23 protein-coding genes are annotated in these 20101 nt (G+C 73.6%); 9 read left to right on the top strand and 14 right to left on the bottom strand.

Translation table 11 applies throughout. From position 1 onward, the window contains the following. Nucleotides 1-31: 31 nt before the first annotated feature. Nucleotides 32-1636, bottom strand: a complete 1605-nt coding sequence (dacB, locus tag ACZ3YL_RS37490) for a D-alanyl-D-alanine carboxypeptidase/D-alanyl-D-alanine endopeptidase (RefSeq protein WP_465661958.1) — start codon at nucleotides 1634-1636, stop codon at nucleotides 32-34. 115 nt (nucleotides 1637-1751) lie between these two features. Here dacB and ACZ3YL_RS37485 point away from each other — a divergent pair, with 115 nt between their 5' ends. Together ACZ3YL_RS37485 and ACZ3YL_RS37480 are read left to right on the top strand one after the other, a co-directional pair. Then, nucleotides 1752-2243 carry an inorganic diphosphatase gene (locus ACZ3YL_RS37485; RefSeq protein WP_030244505.1) on the top strand — a complete coding sequence of 164 codons (492 nt, stop codon included), beginning with the start codon at nucleotides 1752-1754 and terminating at the stop codon, nucleotides 2241-2243. Nucleotides 2244-2461: 218 nt separating this feature from the next. Next, nucleotides 2462-3130 (top strand): biliverdin-producing heme oxygenase, encoded by a 669-nt coding sequence (locus ACZ3YL_RS37480; protein ID WP_465661956.1) that lies wholly within the window; start codon nucleotides 2462-2464, stop codon nucleotides 3128-3130. A 249-nt stretch (nucleotides 3131-3379) separates the two neighbouring features. Here the strand turns inward: ACZ3YL_RS37480 and ACZ3YL_RS37475 are convergent, their stop codons facing one another. The 3 genes from ACZ3YL_RS37475 to ACZ3YL_RS37465 form a co-directional block, all read right to left on the bottom strand. Next, on the bottom strand, nucleotides 3380-3589 hold the full coding sequence (locus tag ACZ3YL_RS37475; RefSeq protein ID WP_188309670.1) for a dodecin: 210 nt from the start codon (nucleotides 3587-3589) through the stop codon (nucleotides 3380-3382). Nucleotides 3590-3691: 102 nt separating this feature from the next. Continuing rightward, nucleotides 3692-4651 carry an asparaginase gene (locus ACZ3YL_RS37470; RefSeq protein WP_465661953.1) on the bottom strand — a complete coding sequence of 320 codons (960 nt, stop codon included), beginning with the start codon at nucleotides 4649-4651 and terminating at the stop codon, nucleotides 3692-3694. A 74-nt stretch (nucleotides 4652-4725) separates the two neighbouring features. Beyond that, on the bottom strand, nucleotides 4726-5370 hold the full coding sequence (locus ACZ3YL_RS37465; RefSeq protein ID WP_223242618.1) for an RsiG family protein: 645 nt from the start codon (nucleotides 5368-5370) through the stop codon (nucleotides 4726-4728). A 534-nt stretch (nucleotides 5371-5904) separates the two neighbouring features. On the opposite strand from ACZ3YL_RS37465, the gene dtd reads away from it, so the two are divergent. Continuing rightward, nucleotides 5905-6345 (top strand): D-aminoacyl-tRNA deacylase, encoded by a 441-nt coding sequence (dtd, locus tag ACZ3YL_RS37460; RefSeq protein WP_188306253.1) that lies wholly within the window; start codon nucleotides 5905-5907, stop codon nucleotides 6343-6345. Nucleotide 6346: 1 nt separating this feature from the next. Here the strand turns inward: dtd and ygfZ are convergent, their stop codons facing one another. From ygfZ to ACZ3YL_RS37445, 3 genes are all read right to left on the bottom strand, one after another. After that, nucleotides 6347-7309, bottom strand: a complete 963-nt coding sequence (ygfZ, locus tag ACZ3YL_RS37455; protein WP_188306256.1) for a CAF17-like 4Fe-4S cluster assembly/insertion protein YgfZ — start codon at nucleotides 7307-7309, stop codon at nucleotides 6347-6349. A gap of 19 nt (nucleotides 7310-7328) precedes the next feature. Next, the gene (locus ACZ3YL_RS37450) at nucleotides 7329-7793 is read right to left on the bottom strand and encodes a Fur family transcriptional regulator (protein ID WP_188306252.1); all 465 of its coding nucleotides are present in this window, start codon (nucleotides 7791-7793) and stop codon (nucleotides 7329-7331) included. Between the two features lie 87 nt (nucleotides 7794-7880). Next, nucleotides 7881-8465, bottom strand: coding sequence for a heme-binding beta-barrel domain-containing protein (locus ACZ3YL_RS37445; protein ID WP_188306251.1), 585 nt, complete (start codon nucleotides 8463-8465; stop codon nucleotides 7881-7883). A gap of 384 nt (nucleotides 8466-8849) precedes the next feature. On the opposite strand from ACZ3YL_RS37445, the gene ACZ3YL_RS37440 reads away from it, so the two are divergent. Beyond that, nucleotides 8850-9212 carry a DsrE family protein gene (locus tag ACZ3YL_RS37440; protein ID WP_188306250.1) on the top strand — a complete coding sequence of 121 codons (363 nt, stop codon included), beginning with the start codon at nucleotides 8850-8852 and terminating at the stop codon, nucleotides 9210-9212. A 10-nt stretch (nucleotides 9213-9222) separates the two neighbouring features. On the opposite strand, the gene ACZ3YL_RS37435 is transcribed toward ACZ3YL_RS37440, so the two are convergent. From ACZ3YL_RS37435 to ACZ3YL_RS37405, 7 genes are all read right to left on the bottom strand, one after another. Then, a complete protein-coding gene (locus ACZ3YL_RS37435; RefSeq protein WP_188306255.1) occupies nucleotides 9223-9468 on the bottom strand; it encodes a hypothetical protein in 246 nt (81 codons plus the stop codon). A gap of 101 nt (nucleotides 9469-9569) precedes the next feature. Beyond that, on the bottom strand, nucleotides 9570-9860 hold the full coding sequence (locus tag ACZ3YL_RS37430) for a DUF1416 domain-containing protein (RefSeq protein ID WP_030288989.1): 291 nt from the start codon (nucleotides 9858-9860) through the stop codon (nucleotides 9570-9572). 37 nt (nucleotides 9861-9897) lie between these two features. Next, nucleotides 9898-10734: a sulfurtransferase gene (locus tag ACZ3YL_RS37425; RefSeq protein ID WP_188306249.1), complete on the bottom strand. Its 837-nt coding sequence runs from the start codon at nucleotides 10732-10734 to the stop codon at nucleotides 9898-9900. Nucleotides 10735-10968: 234 nt separating this feature from the next. Next, complete coding sequence (locus ACZ3YL_RS37420) at nucleotides 10969-11049, bottom strand: Ms5788A family Cys-rich leader peptide (RefSeq protein ID WP_350517234.1); 81 nt, start codon at nucleotides 11047-11049, stop codon at nucleotides 10969-10971. Between the two features lie 215 nt (nucleotides 11050-11264). Beyond that, nucleotides 11265-11987 carry an LmeA family phospholipid-binding protein gene (locus tag ACZ3YL_RS37415; RefSeq protein ID WP_188306248.1) on the bottom strand — a complete coding sequence of 241 codons (723 nt, stop codon included), beginning with the start codon at nucleotides 11985-11987 and terminating at the stop codon, nucleotides 11265-11267. A 142-nt stretch (nucleotides 11988-12129) separates the two neighbouring features. Then, nucleotides 12130-13521, bottom strand: coding sequence for a hypothetical protein (locus tag ACZ3YL_RS37410; RefSeq protein ID WP_465661948.1), 1392 nt, complete (start codon nucleotides 13519-13521; stop codon nucleotides 12130-12132). 5 nt (nucleotides 13522-13526) lie between these two features. After that, nucleotides 13527-13820, bottom strand: a complete 294-nt coding sequence (locus ACZ3YL_RS37405; RefSeq protein WP_188302706.1) for a MoaD/ThiS family protein — start codon at nucleotides 13818-13820, stop codon at nucleotides 13527-13529. 653 nt (nucleotides 13821-14473) lie between these two features. Between ACZ3YL_RS37405 and ACZ3YL_RS37400 the strand changes: the two genes are divergently transcribed. From ACZ3YL_RS37400 to ACZ3YL_RS37380, 5 genes are all read left to right on the top strand, one after another. Then, a complete protein-coding gene (locus ACZ3YL_RS37400; RefSeq protein ID WP_465661946.1) occupies nucleotides 14474-15205 on the top strand; it encodes a response regulator transcription factor in 732 nt (243 codons plus the stop codon). 125 nt (nucleotides 15206-15330) lie between these two features. Continuing rightward, complete coding sequence (locus ACZ3YL_RS37395; protein WP_188302708.1) at nucleotides 15331-16389, top strand: LacI family DNA-binding transcriptional regulator; 1059 nt, start codon at nucleotides 15331-15333, stop codon at nucleotides 16387-16389. 109 nt (nucleotides 16390-16498) lie between these two features. Further along, nucleotides 16499-17719 (top strand): S1C family serine protease, encoded by a 1221-nt coding sequence (locus ACZ3YL_RS37390; RefSeq protein WP_465661944.1) that lies wholly within the window; start codon nucleotides 16499-16501, stop codon nucleotides 17717-17719. A gap of 88 nt (nucleotides 17720-17807) precedes the next feature. Further along, nucleotides 17808-18578: a response regulator transcription factor gene (locus tag ACZ3YL_RS37385; RefSeq protein ID WP_465661942.1), complete on the top strand. Its 771-nt coding sequence runs from the start codon at nucleotides 17808-17810 to the stop codon at nucleotides 18576-18578. Then, entirely contained in the window at nucleotides 18575-20056 is a 1482-nt protein-coding gene (locus tag ACZ3YL_RS37380) for a HAMP domain-containing sensor histidine kinase (RefSeq protein ID WP_317620892.1), read from the top strand. Before ACZ3YL_RS37385 ends, ACZ3YL_RS37380 begins: the two co-directional genes overlap by 4 nt. The last annotated feature ends 45 nt before the right edge of the window (nucleotides 20057-20101 follow it).

Below are 20101 nucleotides of genomic sequence, written 5' to 3'. Positions count from 1 at the left end.
GGCGAGCCGCCCACGGCCGGGCACGGGGTGGTCAGTGGCAGCCGCAGGAGGTGAGGCGGGCGGCGATGCGGTCCATGGCGGCGCGGGCGGAGTCGGCGGGGGCGGTGGTGCGGGTCATCACGGCGAAGGCGAGCAGTCGGCCGTCGGCGTCGACGACGGTGCCGGCCAGGGTGTTGACGCCGCTGAGGGTGCCGGTCTTGGCGCGGATCAGGCCGGCCGCGTCGGCGGCGCCGGAGCCCGAGCCGAAGCGCTTGTCGAGGGTGCCGGTGAAGCCCGCGACCGGGAGGCCGGTGAGGACCGGCCGCAGGGTGGGGTGCTGGTCGGAGGCGGCCAGCGAGAGCAGCTTGACCAGCACGGCGGGCGGGATCTCGTTGTCCGGGTGCAGGCCGCTGCCGTCATTGAGGACCACACCGGTCATCGGCACGCCGAGCTTGGTCAGCTCCTGGGAGACGGCGGTCGCCGCGCCCGCAAAGCCGGCCGGCTGGTGCCCGGCGAGGGCGACCTGACGGGCGATCGCCTCGGCGAGCTGGTTGTCCGACGTGGTCAGCAGGCGCTCGACCAGCCGCGCGACGGTGGGTGAGTCGACCTTGCCGAGGACGGCGGCGTCGGCGGCGGCCGGGGCGGCGGCCGGCTTGGCCTTGCCCTCGACGGTGACGCCCTGGGCGGCGAGCATCGCGGCGAAGGCCGCGGCGGCCGCGGCGGCCGGGTCGGCGACCCGGGCCGGGGCCTCCTCCTTGCTCTTCGGGTCGATCTTGGCCTCGTCCACCATCAGCGGGACGACCAGGGCGATGTTCTGGTTGTCGGGGTTCCTGTGCTGCGGGTTGCCGCTGTAGAGCGAGAGGTCGTAGTCCAGCTTGACCGTGGTGGTGCCGGCCGCCTTGAGGGCGGTGGCGGTCTGCCGGGCCAGGGCCTCCAGGGAGGCGGGGGCGGTGTCGGCGTCGGCGGGCTGGCCGCCGATCCGCACCTGGTCGGCGGGCAGCGCGGTGAGCGTCGGGTCGCCGCCACCGACCAGGGTGATGCTGCCCGGGTCCGCGCCGCGCACCACCCGGGTGGTGAGCCGGGTGTCGGCGGGGATCAGGGACAGAGCGGCGACCGAGGTGGCCAGCTTGGTGGTGGAGGCGGGGGTGGCCGGGGTGTTCTCCCCGGAGCCGTACAGGAGCCGGCCGTCGGCGGCGTCCGCGACGGCGATCGTCACGGTGCCCAGGTTCTTGTCCGCGAGGGCGGGGGCGAGCGCCTGCTGGAGCCCCTGCGCGGTGGGGACGGCGGCCTCCGGGCCGTTGCCGGCGGTGGCCAGCACGGCGCCCGCCCCGGGCACCGGGCGCGCGCCCGGCGAAGCGCTGTCACCGGGCGCGGCGCTGTCACCAGGCGCGGCACCGGGCGACTCGGCTCGGCGGGCGGGCCCGCCGGAGCTCTGACCCGGACCGGGCCTGGTCTTCCCCTGGTCGCCCTTGCGGCCGTCCCGGCCCCCCTGGTCGCCTTGACCGTCCCGGCCGTCCCGGTCGCCCTGGCTGTTGCCGTCCTCGCCCTGCCCCGCGCTGCGTCCGCCCGCGGTGGGGGACGGCTGCGCGTACGCACCGCCCGCCCCCAGCACCGTTCCGGCGACCAGCAGGGCCGCTCCGAACAGTCCGGCCGCCATCCTCCTGCGACGGCGCGCCGCCCCCACCCCAGCCCCCACCGACCGGCCCCTTTCCTGAGCACTCACTCCCGTAGGAGACACTTGGATTCTGTCAGTCCCTACCTTGGAGGAACCGTTGGAATTCGACGTCCTTATCGAAATCCCGAAGGGCTCTCGTAACAAGTACGAGGTCGACCACGAGACCGGCCGGCTGCGGCTCGACCGGATGCTCTTCACCTCGACCCGCTACCCGGCCGACTACGGCTACGTCGAGGGCACGCTCGGCGAGGACGGCGACCCGCTGGACGCCCTGGTCATCCTGGACGAGCCGACCTTCCCGGGTTGCCTCATCAAGTGCCGCGCCATCGGCATGTTCCAGATGACCGACGAGGCCGGCGGCGACGACAAGCTGCTGTGCGTCCCGGCGACGGACCCGCGCTGGGAGCACCTGCGCGACATCCACCACGTGTCGGAGTTCGACCGCCTGGAGATCCAGCACTTCTTCGAGGTCTACAAGGACCTGGAGCCGGGCAAGTCGGTCGAGGGCGCCAACTGGGTCGGCCGCGCCGAGGCCGAGGCCGAGGTCACCGCTTCGATCAAGCGCCTCGCGGAGCAGGGCGGCCACTGAGCCGTCGTTCCGATCTCGTTCGCTCCCCGTCCGATCGGGGGAGTTCGAGGTAGGTCGGGACAGCCTGGGCCGGGGTTCGCGGATTCGTCCGCGGGCCCCGGCCCCTGTCGTTTCCGGGGCAGGTGGCCGTACGGTTTTACCGACAGGCTGTCGGCAAGAGGATCACCTTAGGTTAGGCTAACCAAAATCAAGGGTGGATCCCGATCCCAGGAGGCTGCATGACCACGCCCGAGCCCACCCCGTTCTCCACGGTGCTCCGCACCGCCAGCAGCGAGGAGCACGAGGCCGCGGAACAGTCCTCGTTCATGAGCCGCCTGCTGGGCGGGCAGCTCGGGATCGAGGCCTACGCCGACCTGACCGGCCAGCTCTGGCACGTCTACCGGGCCCTGGAGAGCCGGGCCGGGCAGCTCGCGGAACACCCGCTGGCCGGGCCCTTCATCGACCGGGCGCTGCTGCGCACCGCCGCCGTCGAGCGCGACCTGGCGCACCTGCGGGGCCCCGACTGGCGGAACGGGCTGGCCCCACTGCCGGCCACCGCCGCACTGGTCGCCCGGATCGAGGAACTGGCCGCCGAGTGGCCGGCCGGATACCTGGCCCACCACTACACCCGCTACCTGGGCGACCTCTCCGGCGGCCAGATCATCCGCGGCGTCGCCGAGAAGACCTGGGGCTTCGAGCGCAAGGGCGACGGCGTGCGGTTCTACGTCTTCGAGGAGATCGACAACCCGGCCGCCTTCAAGCGCGAGTACCGGGCCAAGCTGGACGCGGCGGGCGCGGCGATGGACGAGGTCGAGCGGCGCCGGGTGGTCGAGGAGTGCAAGCGGGCCTTCGTGCTCAACGGGGCGGTCTTCCACGACCTGGACGCCGGCTACCCGCTGAGCGCCTGAGCCCCCGAGCCAACGGCGCCGGGACCACCGAGCCGGCCCCGGCGAGCAACCGTCCGCCGGGGCCGGCTCGCGTTCACGACCCGGCATCAGGCCTGAACTCCCGTGCGGCGGTGGCGAACCAGGACGGTGGCGCTGCCGCCGACCGGCAGGCCGGCCGCGGTGGCCGGCCGCAGGACCACCGGGGTGCCGCCGGTGCTGCCCGAGCGGGGCCCGGCCTGATCGGGCCCGCTCGGTCCGCCGGCCGCGATCTCAGTCCTCCAGCCGGAAGCCGACCTTGATGCACACCTGGTAGTGCTTGACCCGGCCGTCCTCCAGGTGGCCCCGGACCTGCGCGACCTCGAACCAGTCGAGGTTGCGCAGCGTCCGGGAGGCCCGTTCCACCCCGTTGCGGATCGCGGCGTCGACGCTCTCGGTCGAGGACCCGACGATCTCGGTCACCCGGTACACGTGGTCGGTCATGGCGGACTCCCTCAGCTGTGCGACGGCCCCCGGTCCACCGTGCACCGCCCCGGGTCCGCCCGCACCCCGACGGCCGCCGCGACCGCCGCCGGGGACCACCGGCTAGAACGCCGCCCGGACCAGCCCGACCGGGGCGCCGCCGCCGAGCAGCGGGGCCGCGCCGATCCGCTCCACGGTGTCCTCCGCGCCGGTCACGCCGAGCCGGCGCAGGGCCGCCGCGAGCACCGGGCCGCGGGCCCGCTCCGAGCCGTCGTCGATCTTGAAGGCGAGCGCCCGGCCGCCCGGCAGCGCGACCACCTGGACGGCCTCGGCGCCCATCTTGGACAGCGCGCCGGGAACGGCCCGCATCAGCCAGGTGTCGGCCCGGCGGGTGCCGGCCACGTACTCGGGGTGGGCGCGCATGGCGTCGGCCACCCGGCGCTGCGCGGTGCCCTCGGCGGCCAGCAGCAGGCTGCGGTAGCCGCGGGCCAGGCCGGTCAGCGAGACGGCCAGCAGCGGGGCGCCGCAGCCGTCCACCCCGGTGTGCGCGGGGGCCTCGCCGGTGGCCTCCGCGAGGGCCTCGCGGGCCAGCTCCTGGATCGGGTGCGCCGGGTCGAGGTAGGCCGCGGTGTCCCAGCCGTTGGCGACGCAGGCGGCCAGCCAGCCGGCGTGCTTGCCGGAGCAGTCCATCAGGATCGGGGCGCGCCGGCCGCCGGCCGCGAGCAGCAGCTCCGCCTCGGTCTCGTCCAGCGGGAGGTCGGCCGGGGTGCGCAGGGCCGACTCGTCGAGGCCGGCCGAGCCGAGGATGGCTCGCACACCATCGAGGTGAAACGATTCCGCAGAGTGGCTGGAGGCCGCCAGCGCCAGCAGCTCGCCCTCGATCGCCAGCCCGGCCCGCAGGGTGGCCACCGCCTGGAACGGCTTGGCCGTGGAGCGGGGGAAGACCGGCGCGTCGGGGTCACCGAGCGCGAACTCCACCGAGCCGTCGGCGGCGAGCAGGACCAGCGAGCCGTGGTGACGGCCCTCGGTGAAGCCCGAGCGTATGACCTCGGCGAGCACGGGCGGGTTGGCGGACTGGGACATCGCGGAGCCTTCCGGAGGCAGGGGTGTGGGCCGGGAGGAAGCCGGACCCCACCCGCCCGCGACGCCTCGACCGGTCAGAGCGGCCTCTCGGAGAGCAGGTCGTCGACCCGTGCTTCCCCATCACGGTACCTGCGGGTGATCTCGGCATTGCAACCGTCGGCCGTCCGCAGCAGCCGCTGGCGCCGGCCGGACACCTCGCGCTCGTGCGCGCGCAGCCGCTCCAGGGCGGCCAGCAGCTCCTCGGCCGGATGGGCCGGCAGGTCGGCGAGCTGGACGTCGCCCATCAGGGCGTCCGCCTCCAGCTGGGACTCCTGGGTGCGCGGCGGGCCGAGGGTGACGTGCCGGGCCGAGCGCCGCACGGTGGAGGGCGCGTCGGTCAGGATGGCCGGCAGCCGGTCCAGCAGGTCGCCGCCGAGCTCCTCGCCGGCCGCCCGGGCGCCGCTCCCCTCCCCGCCCGCCCGGGCCGGGTGGGCCGGGCCGCCGCCGGGGCGCCGGTCCAGTTCGGCGCGCAGGATGTCCATCCGCCCGTGCAGCAGCCGTCGCAGGTACGACAGGTCGGCCTCCTGCTCCAGGGTCTCCCGGCGCAGGATCCGCAGCTGGTCCAGGCCCAGGTGCTCCAGGTCGGGCTCGCCGTCCGGGCCGACCGCCCAGGAGGGGCCCCCGGGGGCCTGCGCCACCTGCCCGGATCGGCTCCACGCCGCACTGCTCGCGTCCATCATCCAGCCCACCTGCCGTCGTCCGATCCCGCCCGCTCGCGGCACTCCGTCCCTGCCGCCGGCCCGGCCCGTCCCCCGACGGGCTCGCGCGTCCCGTCCGTTGGCACGCCCGGGGGCCCCCGAGGGGTTCCGCTCCCCGATCGGGACCACCCGCCGGGGCGACCCCGCCAGAACACCTGACCTACCGCTCGACCACCCGGCCGAACCCCGGCCCGGTGCGGCGGACCTTCAGGCGCGCCGGGCCCGTCGTACGGTCCCCCAGCGTGCCACCCCACCCGGCGCGCGCGCACCGCCCGTGCACCCGAACGGCCCCCTGGCGAACGGGGGTGGCTGATATGACCGGGCCTTTTCGTACGGACAGCAGCGCCGACCCTGCGCAGGCGCGCGCCGCACGGCGTGCGCCACCCCTGTGCGCGCCTCTCATGTGCGCCCCTCGGGTGCCGGCCCCAGGGTCCCGCCCGGCCGAGCCGGGGCCCTGCCGAGCCGGATTCCCCGGGGCCCCGGCGGGGCGCTCCGGCGCTCCGGCACAATGGCGGCATGCGAGCAGTGGTGCAGCGAGTGACCGAGGCCCGGGTGACCGTGGCCGGAGAGACCGTCGGCGCGATCGAGGGGCCCGGCCTGTGCGTCCTGGTCGGCGTGACCCACGAGGACACCCCGGCCAAGGCGGCCCAACTGGCCCGCAAGCTCTGGACGCTGCGGATCCTGCCGGTCAGCGGCGAGGGCGTGGAGCAGAGTTGCTCGGACATCGGCGGCCCGCTGCTGGTGATCAGTCAGTTCACCCTCTACGGCGACACCCGCAAGGGCCGCCGCCCCACCTGGAACGCCGCCGCCCCCGGGCCGGTCGCCGAGCCGCTGGTGGACGAGGTGGTCGCCCAACTGCGCGCGCTCGGCGCCAAGGTGGAGACGGGCCGGTTCGGCGCCGACATGCAGGTGGCGCTGGTGAACGACGGCCCGTTCACCGTCCTGGTCGAGGTCTGAGCTACTGCGGGACGATCACGTCCTGGGTGCCCGGCACCGTCCCGGCCAGCAGCACCGCGTCCACCGGCACGTTCCGCTTGACGATCGCCAGCGCGATCGGGCCCAGCTCGTGGTGCCGCGCCGAGGAGGTCACGAAGCCCAGCGCCCGCCCGTCCGGGTCGGCGGCCAGCCGCACCTCGGTGCCGTGCGGGGGCAGGGTCTCCTCGGTGCCGTCCAGGTGCAGGAAGACCAGCCGGCGCGGCGGGCGGCCCAGGTTGTGCACCCGGGCGACGGTCTCCTGGCCGCGGTAGCAGCCCTTCTGCAGGTGGACGGCGGTGCGCAGCCAGTCCACCTCGTGCGGGATGGTCCGGTGGTCGGTCTCGAAGCCGAGCCGGGGCCGGTGGCCCTCGATCCGCAGCGCCTCGTAGGCCCAGACCCCGGCCGCCGGGCCGTACCCGGCGGTGAGCTTCTCCAGCTCGGCGCGCGGCACGAACAGGTCGCGCCCGTACGGGAGTTCGCGGACGGCGGCGGCGCCCTCGACGGAGGCGGTGGAGCCGGCCGGCAGGTGGACCACGGCGTGCTCGGCGGTCGCGTCGACGACCTCCACCCGGTAGAAGAACTTCATGCTCTCCAGGTAGCCGATCAGCGCGCCCTGAGTGCCGGGCTCGACGTGGGCCCAGGTGGTGGTGCCGTCGTCGACCAGGTAGAGCGCGTGCTCGACGTGCCCGTTCGGGGAGAGCACCAGCGCCTCGGTGGCGTGCTGCGGCTCCAGCCCGCTGACGTGCTGGGTGAGCAGCAGGTGCAGCCAGGCGAGGCGGTCCGCGCCGGTGACGGTGACCACGCCGCGGTGCGAGAGGTCGACGAAGCCGGTGCCCCGGGACAGGTTCCGTTGCTCGCGGAAGATGTCGCCGTAGTGGGCGGCGACGCCCTCGTCGGCCCCCTCGGCGGGGACGGCTCCGGGCAGGGCAAGCAGCGGGCTCTTCACACCGGTCATACCGGCCAGCTTACGACCGGTCGTCGGCCTGCCCGGCGGCGCAGTCGGCGCAGCGGCCGAAGATGGCGAAATGCTTGAGGTCGGTGTCGAAGCCGTGCTGCTCGCGCAGCCGGTCGATCAGCGGCTGGGCGATCTCGGTGCCGGTCTCGGTGACCTTCTCGCAGTCCCGGCAGACCAGGTGCAGGTGGTGGTGGCGGCCGGCCAGGTGGTAGGTCGGGGCGCCGTGGCCGAGGTGGGCGTGCGAGACCAGGCCCAGCTCCTCCAGCAGCTCCAGGGTCCGGTAGACGGTGGAGATGTTGATGCCGCTGGCGGTCTTGCGGACGTGGCAGAGGATGTCGTCGGGGGTCGCGTGGTCGAGGACGTCCACGGCCTCCAGGACGAGCTGTCGCTGCGGCGTGAGGCGGTAGCCGCGCTCGCGCAGGTCGGCCTTCCAGTCGCCGGAGAGCTGCCAGTCGGTGGTGCCGGTGTCCGCCACGGGTTCTGTCCCTGCCAAGGTCGGGGGTCCTGAGGCAAGTGTAGGGACCGGCCGGGGGCCGGTCCCTACCTCGTGCGCGGACAGTTCCTACTTGAAGAACGCGATGCCGTCGTCCGGCAGGTCGTTGATGTCCTTGATCAGCTGGGCCGGGCTGAGCACCTTCTTCAGCTGAGCGGACATGTACGGGCGCAGCGGCACGTTCGGGGCGGCCTTCTCGCCGACCCAGAGCAGCTCGCCGTTGACGAAGCCGTACAGCCGCTTGCCGCCGGAGTACTCCGGGGAGCCCTCGATCCGGGCCACGGCGTCGGTGGAGACGTCGACCTGCGGCTTGCCGTCGGCCAGTTCGCCGTACCAGATCTCGACCGTGCCGTCGTCACGGACGGAGGAGATCTCGATCCCCCGGGCGCCGCTGGTGCCGTCGTGGTTGCTGGTGATGCGCCAGAAGGCGTGCTCGTTCTCCAGCGGACGGACCTTCTCGCCCTCCTCGTCCAGCACCCAGGTGCGGGAGCGGAACTCCAGGAAGGGGCGGCCGTCGTGCCGGATCACGATCTCCTGGCCGAAGTTGCACTTCTCCGTGCCGGGGAAGTCGTACACACCCGCGCCCTCCCAGGTACCGAGGAGGAAGGCGAGCGGGACGACGTCCCTGTGGAGGTCAGAGGGGATCTCGATCATGTTCCTGGTCGCTGTCGTGGTCGGTGCGGTCTGCCCTCAACCGTACGGCAGGGTCAGCGCTGGCCCTGGTACAGCTTCATCACCGAGAAGATGGCGAACCAGGTGATCAGCACGGCCATCAGGGCCAGCAGACCGTCGAAGAAGATTTCCAGACCGGACACGGGGGGCTCCCAGGCGGCGACAGTGTGGTGGATTTTGCTCGCGCTCACTCTATCCGGAGGGCTCCGGCCGGTCGCGGTGAGCCCCACCACGTCGGGTTTCGCGCCCCGCCGGCCCGGCCCCGGCGCCGCCCGGCCGGGGCCGCGCCCGGGCGCCGTCCAAGGTTTGCCCAAGGGATTCCGCGATGACGGCGGGCGGGGGCCGCGCGGCCTCTAAGGTGGCGCCATGTCGAAGAAGCTCGTCATCAAGGTGACCGCCGGGGCGGACGCGCCCGAGCGGTGCTCGCAGGCCTTCACGGTGGCGGCCGTGGCCGTCGCCAGCGGGATCGACGTCTCGCTCTGGCTGACCGGGGAGTCCTCCTGGTTCGCCGTGCCGGGGCGGGCGGCGGAGTTCGAGCTGCCGCACGCCGCGCCGCTGCCGGACCTGCTGGAGTCCATCCTGGCGGCCGGCTCGGTGACCCTGTGCACCCAGTGCGCGGCCCGGCGCGGGATCGAGCAGAAGGACACCGTCGAGGGCGTCCGGATCGCGGGCGCGCAGGTCTTCGTCAGCGAGATCATGGCGGACAACGTCCAGGCGCTGGTCTACTGACGGCGGGCTCCTACCGGGGGCCGTCGCGTTCCTCGTGGTCGGGGCGGTCCCGGTCGTGGCCGGGGTCGTCCCACTTGGGGTCGTCCCAGCGCGGGTCGTTCCACCAGTCGTCGTCCGGGTCCCGCTTGTTGGCGAACACCGCGGCGGCCGGCGGGATGACCATCGCGACCACGCACAGGCCGACCGCCGCTCCCACCGAGAAGAACCGCACCACGCCCCAGGCCAGGACGAACAGGCCCAGGCACACGCCCATCATGGCGTAGTAGTAGCGCCGCCGACGCCTCGTCTGCACGTCTTCCACGGTACGACCGAGGGCCCCTGCGCGGCAGGGGCCCTCGGTGTGATCGTCCAACCCGGTCAGACCGCGATCGCGACCTCGACGGCGGTGCCCTGGGAGGCCACCACCTGACGGTCCACGGTCTGGCCCGGGACCAGCGCGCGCAGGGTCCACTTGCCCGGGCGGGCGAAGAACCGGAACTGGCCGGTCGCCGAGGTGGGCACCTCGGCCGTGAACTCGTTGTTCTCGTCCAGCAGCCGGACGTAGCCGTTGACCGGCTCACCGTCGCGGGTCACCGAACCCTGGATGATCGTCTCGTTCGCCACGTCAACTCCTGCCAGGTCCGGGCCGCCGGCCTTCGCACCGCACATGTCTGTCTCCTTCTGACTTACGGGTCGAGCCGGGGGCTCAGTTGTTGCCGAGCTCGATCGGCACGCCGACCAGGCTGCCGTACTCGGTCCACGAACCGTCGTAGTTCTTGACGTTCTCCTGGCCGAGCAGCTCGTGCAGCACGAACCAGGTGAGCGCGGAGCGCTCGCCGATCCGGCAGTACGCGATGGTGTCCTTCGCCAGGTCGATGCCCTCGGCCTCGTACAGAGCCTTGAGCTCGTCGTCGCTCTTGAAGGTGCCGTCGTCGTTGGCGTTCTTGGCCCACGGGATGTTGCGGGCGCTCGGCACGTGGCCGGGGCGCTGCGACTGCTCCTGCGGGAGGTGGGCCGGGGCGAGCAGCTTGCCGGAGAACTCGTCGGGCGAGCGGACGTCGACCAGGTTGAGGGTGCCGATGGCGGCGATCACGTCGTCGCGGAAGGCACGGATCGAGGAGTCGGCGGCCTGCGCCGTGTACTCGGTGGCCGGGCGGGCCGGGACCTCGGAGACCAGGTCGCGGGAGTCCAGCTCCCACTTCTTGCGGCCGCCGTCCAGCAGGCGGACGTCGCCGTGGCCGTACAGCTTGAAGTACCAGTAGGCGTACGAGGCGAACCAGTTGTTGTTGCCGCCGTACAGGACGACGGTGTCGTCGTTGGCGATGCCCTTGGCGCTGAGCAGCGCCTCGAAGCCGGCCTGGTCGATGAAGTCGCGGCGGACCGGGTCCTGGAGGTCCTTCTTCCAGTCGATCCGGACGGCGTTGCGGATGTGGTTCTTGTCGTACGCGGAGGTGTCCTCGTCGACCTCGACGATGACGACCTTCGGGTCGTCCAGTCGGGCCTGGACCCAGTCGGCGTCGACCAGGACGTCGCTGCGGCTCATGGTGGTGTTCTCCATCCGGGGGCGGTTGGCGGAAGGTGCTGCTCAACAGGTGCTGCAGAGGTGCCCGAAACGGGTGCGGTCCGAATACCCGTCCGAATGATGGGACGGAGGAGCGAAGCCGGGGACGACCGGGCGGGGAACTGCGGAGTACGGCGGCGACCAGCGGCCGCAAGGGCCCGACGAGGTCACCGGGAGATCGGCGGCGGGCGTCAACTGCCCTGCCAGGATGCCGACTTAGCGCATTCGACACAGACAGGCGGCCACGCGGCACAGGTCGACCGCCCGCCGCTTCGTGAGATCCGTCTGTCGCTTCATGCTGACGATGCTAGGGACACCGGAGGCCCGCTGTCATCAGCGTATCGAATGTCGAGATCGAAACGATCGAATACTGGGATTCGCGCTCGCGGCGGTCCGCCGGGCCCCGGCCGGGCAGCCGTCGGCGGCGCACAACGGGCGGAAACGACACCGCCCCGCGGTCCGCGCTGGACAGCGCGTCTCGCGGAGCGGAACGGTGGCGACCCCGGCCGGGCTCAGCCCAGCAGCTTCACGCCCTTGCCCTCGAAGGACAGCTGGAGGCCCTCCGGCAGCGGCGTCACACCGTCCTTCGCCGCCAGCTTCAGACCGGCCGGCATCGAGTCCAGGGTGAAGCCGGCCGGCTCGATCTTCCGGTTGGACAGCCCGGCGAACATCTCGGCCAGCGAACTCAGCCGGAGGCCGTCCACGGTGATCGTGTTGCCGTCGTTGTGCACGGTGGCCTCACCGACCGACACCGGCCCCAGCGAGGCCTTGACCTTGCCCGGACCGCCGTACGACAGGCTCAGCCGGGAGCCGCCGCCCACCGGCAGCGGGGCGCCGCCCAGCAACTGGGAGGCCGGGGGCAGCAGTTGGGCGAGGTCCTGGTAGGTGATCACACCGCTGCCGGTGCCACTGTCCACCGTGGCGGTGTTGAGGTTGTCGCTCACCGCGACCCCGGACAGCTGGGCCTTGAAGGAGTGCAGCGCCACCTGCTGGCCGTTGTTCTGCACGGTCAGGCCGTCCGAGGAGATCCGGACGTCGTCCAGCTTCTTCGACACCACCTGGGTGAGGAACGGGAAGCCCTCGATCGTGACGTCCGGCCGCTTGCTCATCTGGCCGCTCTTCACCAGCTGGTCGGCGGCCTCGTCCTCGGCCACGCCGACCGCGATCCGGTCCGCGCCCAGCAGCAGCCCGGAGAGCACCGCCAGGCCGATCGTCGCCTTCAGCCATCCGCGCATCGTGTCCCCCGTCGTCGCCCGCTGTGGTCTCGTCGCCGTCTCGTCGCGGAGCCGCCCTGGGCACGGCTCCTCCCGCACGACCGTACGACGTCCCGCCCCGGACGGTGGTTCCGGGGCGGGACGCGGTCGTGACGTACCGAACTCAGCCGGCCAGCGGCCCGGTGGCCAACCAGATCAGCGGCGCGGCCACCGCCAGCGGCAGCGCCACGCCTGCCGTCATGTGCACGAAGCGGGACGGGAAGTCGTACGCCGCGACCCGGCGGCCGACCAGCGCCCCCAGCCCGGCGAGCGCCCCCAGCGCCACCGGCGCGCCCACCAGGAGGCCCAGCAGCACCGCCGCGACCAGGCCCAGCACCGGGCCCAGCTGCTTCGGCCCGGGCAGCGGCGCCGCCGCCAGCACGGTGGCCAGCGCCACCGCGCCCACCCCGGCCGGCACCCAGTCGGCCAGCAGCAGCGTGGTGCACAGCGCCGTCACCACGGTGGCCGAACCCAGCACGGTCAGCGCGTAGAACCGCTCCTTCGGGTCCGACGGACGGAACGTCTGCAGCACCAGCACCAGCAGGAAGAACCCGCCCAGGGTGCCCACCACCGCCGCCGCACCGCCGTCCGAGTCCGCCAGCAGCACGGCCACGTCCGCCACCAGCCCGGCCAGCGCCGCCAGCAGGATGCCCTGCCGGGCCGGCCACATGCCGTTCAGCCGGAACCAGCCGGCCGCCGTCAGCAGCTGCAGCAGCGCCACCACCAGGGCCAGCGCCACCTGCCCCAGCGCGGCACCGCCGGCCAGCAGCGCGGCCGCGCCGGCGGTGATCAGGGCGGGCTGCAGGCCCGGGTCGATGATCGGCGAACCGCTCCGGCCGCCCGGGGCCCCGACCGGCGGGGCGACCGGCACCGGCTGCGCCGGCAGGGCGCCGTACGGCGGGGCGGCGGGGGCGTCCGGGCGCTTGAGCGTCATGGTCGGCGGGTCGAAGCCGAGCCCGGCGGCGGGCGGCATCCCGGCGGCGGGGGGCCCGACGGGCGCGGCCTGCTGCGGAGCGGGCTGCGGCGCCGGGGCCGCGTGCCGCGCCCGCGACGGCTGCTGCGGCTGCTGTGACTGCTGCGGGTGCTGCGGGTGCTGCGGCGGCATCACCGGCTGCTGCTGCATCACCGGTTCCTGCTGCATCACCGGTTGCTGCACCGGGTGCTGCGGCGGCCGGCCCGGGTGCCGCGGCGGGGCGACCGGCATCGCACCGGAGACCCTCACCGGCGGCAGCAGGGTGGTGGCCGCCGCGTCGTCCAGCGGTGGGACGGGCGGCAGTAGCGCGGTCGCCGCGTCGTCCATCGGGGGCACCGGCGGCAGCAGGGTGGTCGCGGCCGCGTCGTCCAGCGGCGGGACGGGCGGCAACACGGTGGTCGCCGCCTCGTCGTCCACCGGATAGCCGTACGGGTGCTGCGGCGGGTACGGCGCCTGCTGCTGCGGATGCGGATAGGGCTGGCGGGGCTGCTGCGGCCAGTCGCCGTAGCCGCCGCCGTCGTTCGGGTTGTTCATGTCCGTCACGCCGCTCAGCCTCCCGCGAACGGCGGGAGGACCTCGACCGTCCCGCCCTCGGTCAGGGCCACGGTCGCGTGGTCCCGGCCGCCCACCTGCGCCCCGTCGACCAGGTACGAGCAGTGCCCGAGCAACCGGACGAGCTTCGGCCGGTCGGCGTGCCGCTCCCTGGCCGCCGCCAGCGCCTCCGCCAGGGTCGCCGCCTCGTACGGCTCCTCGGCCAGCCCGGCCTCGGACTTCGCCGCCGCCCAGTAGCGGATCGTCCCGCGCACCCGGGCGCCGCTCGCGGGCTCGGTGGTCGCGCCCATCGGGCCACCCCTTCCGTTCGTCCTCGCCCGGCCCCGGTGACCCGGTCCGGCTCGCCACCGGAACGCCGCCCGACCACCCGAACGATGGACCCCGACAGCGCCGCCGATGTGGGTCCCATGATGGCGTGTCCGCCGGTCCGAGCGGCAATCGCCCTGGCCGGACGGGCCCGCGGCGGCGCTCGAAGCTGTGTCCAGGCTCACCCGGCGTGCGCCCGGATTGGGCGAACCGCCGGATTCGCGCACTCCCGGCGCGGAGGGCAGTCGGCTATCCTCGTGCTCCAAGAGGGATCCGGGCAGAGTCGCCCCCGGGTCCTTTTGTGCTTTCAGGACGCCAGTACGGACGTTCGTGCGATTCGCCGGCCCACCCCCGGCGCGCCGCAGGGACCGCCCCGCCTCTCGCGGCACAAGGACGTGCCGGGTCGACGGGGTGACGCCACCCGGCGCCGGGCCGCCACCCGGGACCGGACCAGACCGGAGGTTCGTGGGATGAGCAGGGCAGAAACGGTGCGCCGGGGGTTGCGGGACCCTCGGCCCGCCGAGCGCTCCCCCGGCACCGCCCAGGCGTCCTTCCCCCTCCCCTCAGCACTTGCGCCCTCCGGCTGCGGCGGCAACCGTGGCGCTACCGCGACGACCCGGAAAGGGGACCACCGGGTATGAGTTCACTCCTCCTCCTCACCAACGCACTGCAGCCGTCCGCCGAAGTGCTGCCGGCCCTCGGCCTGCTGCTGCACAACGTCCGGGTGGCCCCCGCCGAGGGGTCGGCCCTGGTGGACACCCCCAGTGCGGACGTCATCCTGGTCGACGGGCGGCGCGACCTGCCGCAGATCCGCAGCCTGTGCCAGCTGCTGCGCTCCACCGGCATCGGCTGCCCGCTGATCCTGGTGGTCACCGAGGGCGGCCTGGCCGCCGTGACCGCCGAGTGGGGCGTCGACGACGTCCTGCTGGACACCGCCGGCCCGGCCGAGGTCGAGGCCCGGCTGCGGCTGGCCCTCGGCCGCCTCCAGGTCGCCACCGACGACAGCCCGATGGAGATCCGCAACGGCGACCTCTCGGTCGACGAGGCCACCTACTCCGCCAAGCTCAAGGGCCGGGCGCTCGACCTCACCTTCAAGGAGTTCGAGCTGCTCAAGTACCTCGCCCAGCACCCCGGCCGGGTCTTCACCCGGGCCCAGCTCCTGCAGGAGGTCTGGGGCTACGACTACTTCGGCGGCACCCGCACGGTGGACGTGCACGTCCGGCGGCTGCGCGCCAAGCTCGGCGTCGAGAACGAGCAGCTGATCGGCACCGTGCGCAACGTCGGCTACCGCTTCGTCGTCCCGGAGAAGCCCGAGAAGAGCGAGCGCCCGGAGCTCGCCCAGCGCCCCTCGGCCCCGCTGGAGGCCTGACCTCCCCGCCGGACGAGCCGGGTGGGCCGTCCCCCGCCCGGCTCGTCCGGATTGCTCCCGGTGCACCCTCGGAGCGGCCCCAGGTCCCACTGCCGCCCCCGGGGCCACACGCGTAGACTCCCCCCGTGGCCAAGGTGACGCGCGACGATGTAGCCCGACTGGCTGGGACCTCGACCGCGGTCGTCAGCTACGTGATCAACAACGGTCCGCGCCCGGTCGCGCCCGCGACCCGGGAGAAGGTCCTCGCGGCGATCGAGCAGCTCGGCTACCGGCCGAACAGCGTCGCCCAGGCGATGGCCTCCCGGCGGACCAACCTGATCGGCATGGTCGTCCCCGACGCCCGCCAGCCCTTCTTCGCCGAGATGGCCCACGCCGTCGAACGGGCCGCCTCCGAGCGCGGCAAGCTCGTGCTGATCGGCAACTCCGACTACGTCGACGACCGCGAGGTCCACTACGTCCGCGCCTTCCTCGGCATGCGGGTCTCCGGCCTGATCCTGGTCAGCCAGGGCCCCTCGCAGCGCGCCGCGGAGGAGTTCGCCGCCATGGAGGGGGCGAAGGTCGTCCTGCTGCACCGCCGCCCCGAGGCGATCGACGACGTCGCGGTGGTCACCGACGACGTGGGCGGCGCCGAGGCCGTCGTCCGCCACCTGCTGGAGGAGCACGGGCACCCGTACGTGGCCTGCTTCGGCGGCCCGGTGGAGTCCCCCGCCCCCGGCGACCCGGTCATCGACCACGTCGAGGGCTGGCAGCGCGCCATGGACGCCCACGGCATCCCCACCGCGCCGCACCTGATCGACGCGCCCTTCCACCGCTACGGCGCCTTCGAGGTCGCGCTCGAACTGCTGCGCTCCCCGGACCGGCCGCGGGCGATCTTCTGCTCCACCGACGACCAGGCCATCGGCGTGCTGCGGGCCGCCCGCGAGGTCGGCCTGCGCGTCCCCGAGGACCTCGCGGTGGCCGGCTTCGACGACGTGCCCGAGGCCGCCCTCGCCGACCCGCCGCTCACCACCGTCGCCTCCGACCGCGACGCGATGGCCCGGGCCGCCGTGGACCTGGTGCTGGACGACTCCCTGATGGTGCCCGGATCGGACACCGAGCGGGTCCGCAAGTTCCCGTCCCGCCTGGTCATCCGCCGTTCCTGCGGCTGCGACGGCGCCGCCCCCGGCCGGGCCCCGCTGGAGTAGCCGGAGCGGAAGCCTCCTGACCAGGCTTTATGAGAACCCAACGGGCTTCTCGGCACGTTCTGAGCCGCTTCTCATGCCGTCCTCATCCACCAGGCGGAGCTTGGTCGGCATGAGCGAACAGCAGCACAACCCCAGCGAGCAGTACGGCCAGTACGAGCCCCGCGTCATCGAGGGCACCGTGCTGGGCTCCGGCACCGGCGGCACCGACCCGTCCGCCGGGTACGGCCACCACGAGGGCGGCACCGACCCGAACACCGGGTACGGCCACCACGAGGCCGGCACCGACCCGAACACCGGGTACGGCACCCGCGAGGACCACTCCGGCGGCGCCTTCGGCGCGACGCCGCCCCCGCCGCCGATGCCGCCCGAGCCGCCCACGCTGTTCGGGCACCCCTCGGGCCCCCAAGGCCCCGGCAACCACGGCGGCCGGGGCCGGCGCGGACTGCTGCGCGGTCGGCTCGCCCTGGTCACCGCCGTCGCCGCGATCGCCGCCGTCATCGGCGGGGTCACCGGCGGAGTCATCGCCGCGGACCGGCAGTCCGCCGACACCCGGGTCAGCACCGTCGCCAGCCCCGTCTCGGCCCGCACCGACGGCACGGCCGACGTGCCCGCCATCGCCTCCGCCGTCTCCCCCAGCGTCGTGCAGATCACCGTCAAGGACCGCAGCGGCACCGCGACCGGCACCGGTGTCGTCCTGAACACCGGTGGCCAGATCCTCACCAACTACCACGTGATCGAGACCGCCTCCGCCGGCGGACAGATCACCGTCACCTTCAAGGACGGCTCCACCGCCGCCGCCACCGTCACCGGCACCGACAAGAACCTCGACGTCGCCGTGATCACCGCGAGCGGCGCCAAGAACCTCACCCCCGCCGTCCTCGGCGACTCCTCCGCCATGGCCATCGGCGACCCCGTCGTCGCCATCGGCAACCCCGACGGCCTCACCGGTACCGTCACCTCCGGCATCATCAGCGCCGAGAACCGCGACGTCACCGTCCAGCTCGACGAAGGCTCCACCAGTGGCAACGGCGGCTTCGGCCTCCCGTTCCTGCCCGGCCTGCGCGGCGGAGGCGCCCAGCAGCAGAGCAGCGGCAGCAGCACCACCTACAAGGCCTTCCAGACCGACGCGGCCCTCAACCCCGGCAACTCCGGCGGCCCGCTGATCAACGCCAACGGCCAGGTCATCGCCATCAACTCGGCGATGTACGCGCCCAGCGGCTCCAACTCCTCCGGCAGCAGCAGCGCCGGCAGCGTCGGCCTCGGCTTCGCCATCCCGATCAACGACATCAAGCAGGTCCTGCCGAAGCTCGAAGCCGGCCAGAGCCTGTGAGCCACAATCCGTAGGAACCGGTAAGCGTCCGCGAGGCGGACAATTGCTCCCAGCAGGCCCTCCACCCGACGAGAAAGGGCACCAGCCCATGACCCCGTCCGCCGACGACCGCACCCCCGCCGAGGCTGGCCACCCCTCCGCCCGGCTCCTCGTGGTCGACGACGAACCCGCCCTCCGGGACGCCCTGGAGAGCAGCCTCGCCTTCGAGGGCTACGAGGTCGCCACCGCCACCGACGGCTACGAGGCCCTGGAGTCCGTCGAACGCGACAAGCCCGACCTCGTCCTGCTGGACATCATGATGCCCCGGATGGACGGCCTCACCGCCGTCCGCCGGATGCGCTCCCGCGGCGACACCGTCCCCGTGCTGATGCTCACCGCCCGCGACGCCGTCGGCGACCGCGTCACCGGCCTCGACGTCGGCGCCGACGACTACCTCGCCAAGCCCTTCGAACTCGACGAGCTCCTCGCCCGCGTCCGCGCCCTGCTGCGCCGCAACGCCCTCGCCGCCGAGGCCGCCGCCCGCGCCGTCGTCGAGGACGCCAGCGAGGTGCTCGCCTTCGCCGACCTGCGGATGAACACCGCCACCCGGGAAGTCACCCGCGCCGGCAAGCCCGTCGAACTCACCCGCACCGAGTTCATGCTGCTGGAGATGTTCCTCTCCCACCCCCGGCAGGTCCTCACCCGCGAGCAGATCCTCAAGGCGGTCTGGGGCTTCGACTTCGAACCGTCCTCCAACTCCCTGGACGTGTACGTGATGTACCTGCGCCGCAAGACCGAGCAGGGCGGCATGCCGCGCCTCATCCAGACCGTACGCGGCGTCGGCTACGCCCTGCGCCCGGCCGCCGGCACCAGCGCGTGAGCACGGTTCCGCCTCCCCCTCTGGCGCCCCCGCGCGCCACCGGCCGCCGCGCACGCGTCGTCCACTGGTACCGCTCGCGCTCGCTCCGCGGCCGCCTCACCTTCCTGAGCGCGGCGGCGGTGGCGGTGGCCATCGCCCTGTCGGCGCTGGCCTGCTGGTTCATCGTCGACAAGCAGCTGTACGGCCAGGTCAGGACCGACCTGGTCAGCGCGCCCCCCGCCATGGCCGGGAAGAACCTCAACCTGTACGAGAGCCCGGAAGCCGCCCTGGCAGCCAACCAACCCCGTACCGGCACACCGGAGTTCAGTGGGGCGGCCACCCGGGACACGCAGTTCGTGACACCAGCCGGCGTGGGCCTGCCCCCCGGCTCGACCCGAGCGATCGTGATCCAGCCGGACGACGCCGCCGCGTTCCGGCTCAAGCCCGGTCAGTACATCATCCGTAACGGGCGCTACACGAACGGCGACCCGGCGCTCGTCCGGCTCACCTCCGTGTCGCACTACTCGCAGCCCACCGTCGCGATGGTCGCGACCGCCACCCAACCCATCGAGGAGTCCCTCCAGGGCCTCGCCATCCTCCTCGGCGCCGTCTCCCTCGGCGGCATCCTGCTCGCCGCCGCCGCCGGCCGCCTGGTGGCCCACTCCTCCCTCAAGCCCGTCGACCAACTCACCGACGCCGTCGAGCACATCGCCCGCACCGAGGAAGTCGGCACCACCATCCCGGTGAACGGCGACGACGAGATCGCCCGCCTGTCCACCTCGTTCAACTCGATGAGCACCGCCCTCGCCAACTCCCGCGAGCGCCAGACCCGGCTGATCGCCGACGCGGGCCACGAGCTGCGCACGCCCCTCACCTCGCTGCGGACCAACGTCGACCTGCTGATCCGCAGCAACGACACCGGCCGCCCGCTGCCTGCGGCGACCAAGACCAAGCTGCTGGGCAACATGAAGGCCCAGATGCAGGAACTCACCGTGCTGATCGGGGACCTGCTGCAGCTCTCCCGCCCCGACACCCCGAAGGCCGGGCCCAACCTCACCGTGGTCGCCCTGCACGAGATCGCCGGCCGGGCCGTCGAACGGGCGAAGCTCCGCGGTCCCGGGCTGGTCTTCGAGACGAGCACCGAGCCCTGGTACGCGCACGGCGACGCGGCCGGGCTGGAGCGGGCGGTGATCAACCTGCTGGACAACGCGGTGAAGTACAGCCCGCCCGGCGGCACCATCGACGTCCGGCTCCGGCACGGCGTGCTGACCGTCCGCGACCACGGCCCGGGCATCCCGCCGGATGAGCTCCAGTACGTCTTCGACCGGTTCTGGCGCTCCCCCTCCTCGCGTCAACTCCCGGGCTCCGGCCTGGGGTTGTCGATCGTCGCGCAGAGCGTCCGGGAGGCGGGCGGCGAGGTCACGCTCGGCCCGGCCGCGGACGGCGGCCCGGGCGCGCTGGCGACCGTACGACTTCCCGGCGGCCCCGCCCCCGAGTAGCCGCCGGGAAAGCGGGACGGGCGGGGCGCCCCGACAGCGCCCCGC

The sequence above is a fragment of the Kitasatospora sp. NPDC023176 genome (assembly GCF_055560495.1).
Note: the sequence above shows the minus strand (reverse complement) of the source record. Positions and strands in the feature narration are given on the sequence as shown.

Bases quoted from the DNA above. Each gene is read 5' to 3' on its own strand.
- ACZ3YL_RS37435 (WP_188306255.1), bottom strand. From the start codon at position 9,468: ATGATGGGCGTGTGCCTGGGCCTGTTCGTCCTGGCCTGGGGCGTGGTG.
- ACZ3YL_RS37425 (WP_188306249.1), bottom strand. From the start codon at position 10,734: ATGAGCCGCAGCGACGTCCTGGTCGACGCCGACTGGGTCCAGGCCCGA.
- ACZ3YL_RS37445 (WP_188306251.1), bottom strand. From the start codon at position 8,465: ATGATCGAGATCCCCTCTGACCTCCACAGGGACGTCGTCCCGCTCGCC.
- ACZ3YL_RS37475 (WP_188309670.1), bottom strand. From the start codon at position 3,589: ATGACCGACCACGTGTACCGGGTGACCGAGATCGTCGGGTCCTCGACC.
- ACZ3YL_RS37420 (WP_350517234.1), bottom strand. From the start codon at position 11,049: ATGAAGCGACAGACGGATCTCACGAAGCGGCGGGCGGTCGACCTGTGC.
- ACZ3YL_RS37470 (WP_465661953.1), bottom strand. From the start codon at position 4,651: ATGTCCCAGTCCGCCAACCCGCCCGTGCTCGCCGAGGTCATACGCTCG.
- ACZ3YL_RS37390 (WP_465661944.1), top strand. From the start codon at position 16,499: ATGAGCGAACAGCAGCACAACCCCAGCGAGCAGTACGGCCAGTACGAG.
- ACZ3YL_RS37400 (WP_465661946.1), top strand. From the start codon at position 14,474: ATGAGTTCACTCCTCCTCCTCACCAACGCACTGCAGCCGTCCGCCGAA.
- dacB (WP_465661958.1), bottom strand. From the start codon at position 1,636: ATGGCGGCCGGACTGTTCGGAGCGGCCCTGCTGGTCGCCGGAACGGTG.
- ACZ3YL_RS37415 (WP_188306248.1), bottom strand. From the start codon at position 11,987: ATGCGCGGATGGCTGAAGGCGACGATCGGCCTGGCGGTGCTCTCCGGG.
- ACZ3YL_RS37385 (WP_465661942.1), top strand. From the start codon at position 17,808: ATGACCCCGTCCGCCGACGACCGCACCCCCGCCGAGGCTGGCCACCCC.
- ACZ3YL_RS37440 (WP_188306250.1), top strand. From the start codon at position 8,850: ATGTCGAAGAAGCTCGTCATCAAGGTGACCGCCGGGGCGGACGCGCCC.
- ACZ3YL_RS37480 (WP_465661956.1), top strand. From the start codon at position 2,462: ATGACCACGCCCGAGCCCACCCCGTTCTCCACGGTGCTCCGCACCGCC.
- ACZ3YL_RS37405 (WP_188302706.1), bottom strand. From the start codon at position 13,820: ATGGGCGCGACCACCGAGCCCGCGAGCGGCGCCCGGGTGCGCGGGACG.
- ACZ3YL_RS37465 (WP_223242618.1), bottom strand. From the start codon at position 5,370: ATGATGGACGCGAGCAGTGCGGCGTGGAGCCGATCCGGGCAGGTGGCG.
- ACZ3YL_RS37430 (WP_030288989.1), bottom strand. From the start codon at position 9,860: ATGTGCGGTGCGAAGGCCGGCGGCCCGGACCTGGCAGGAGTTGACGTG.
- dtd (WP_188306253.1), top strand. From the start codon at position 5,905: ATGCGAGCAGTGGTGCAGCGAGTGACCGAGGCCCGGGTGACCGTGGCC.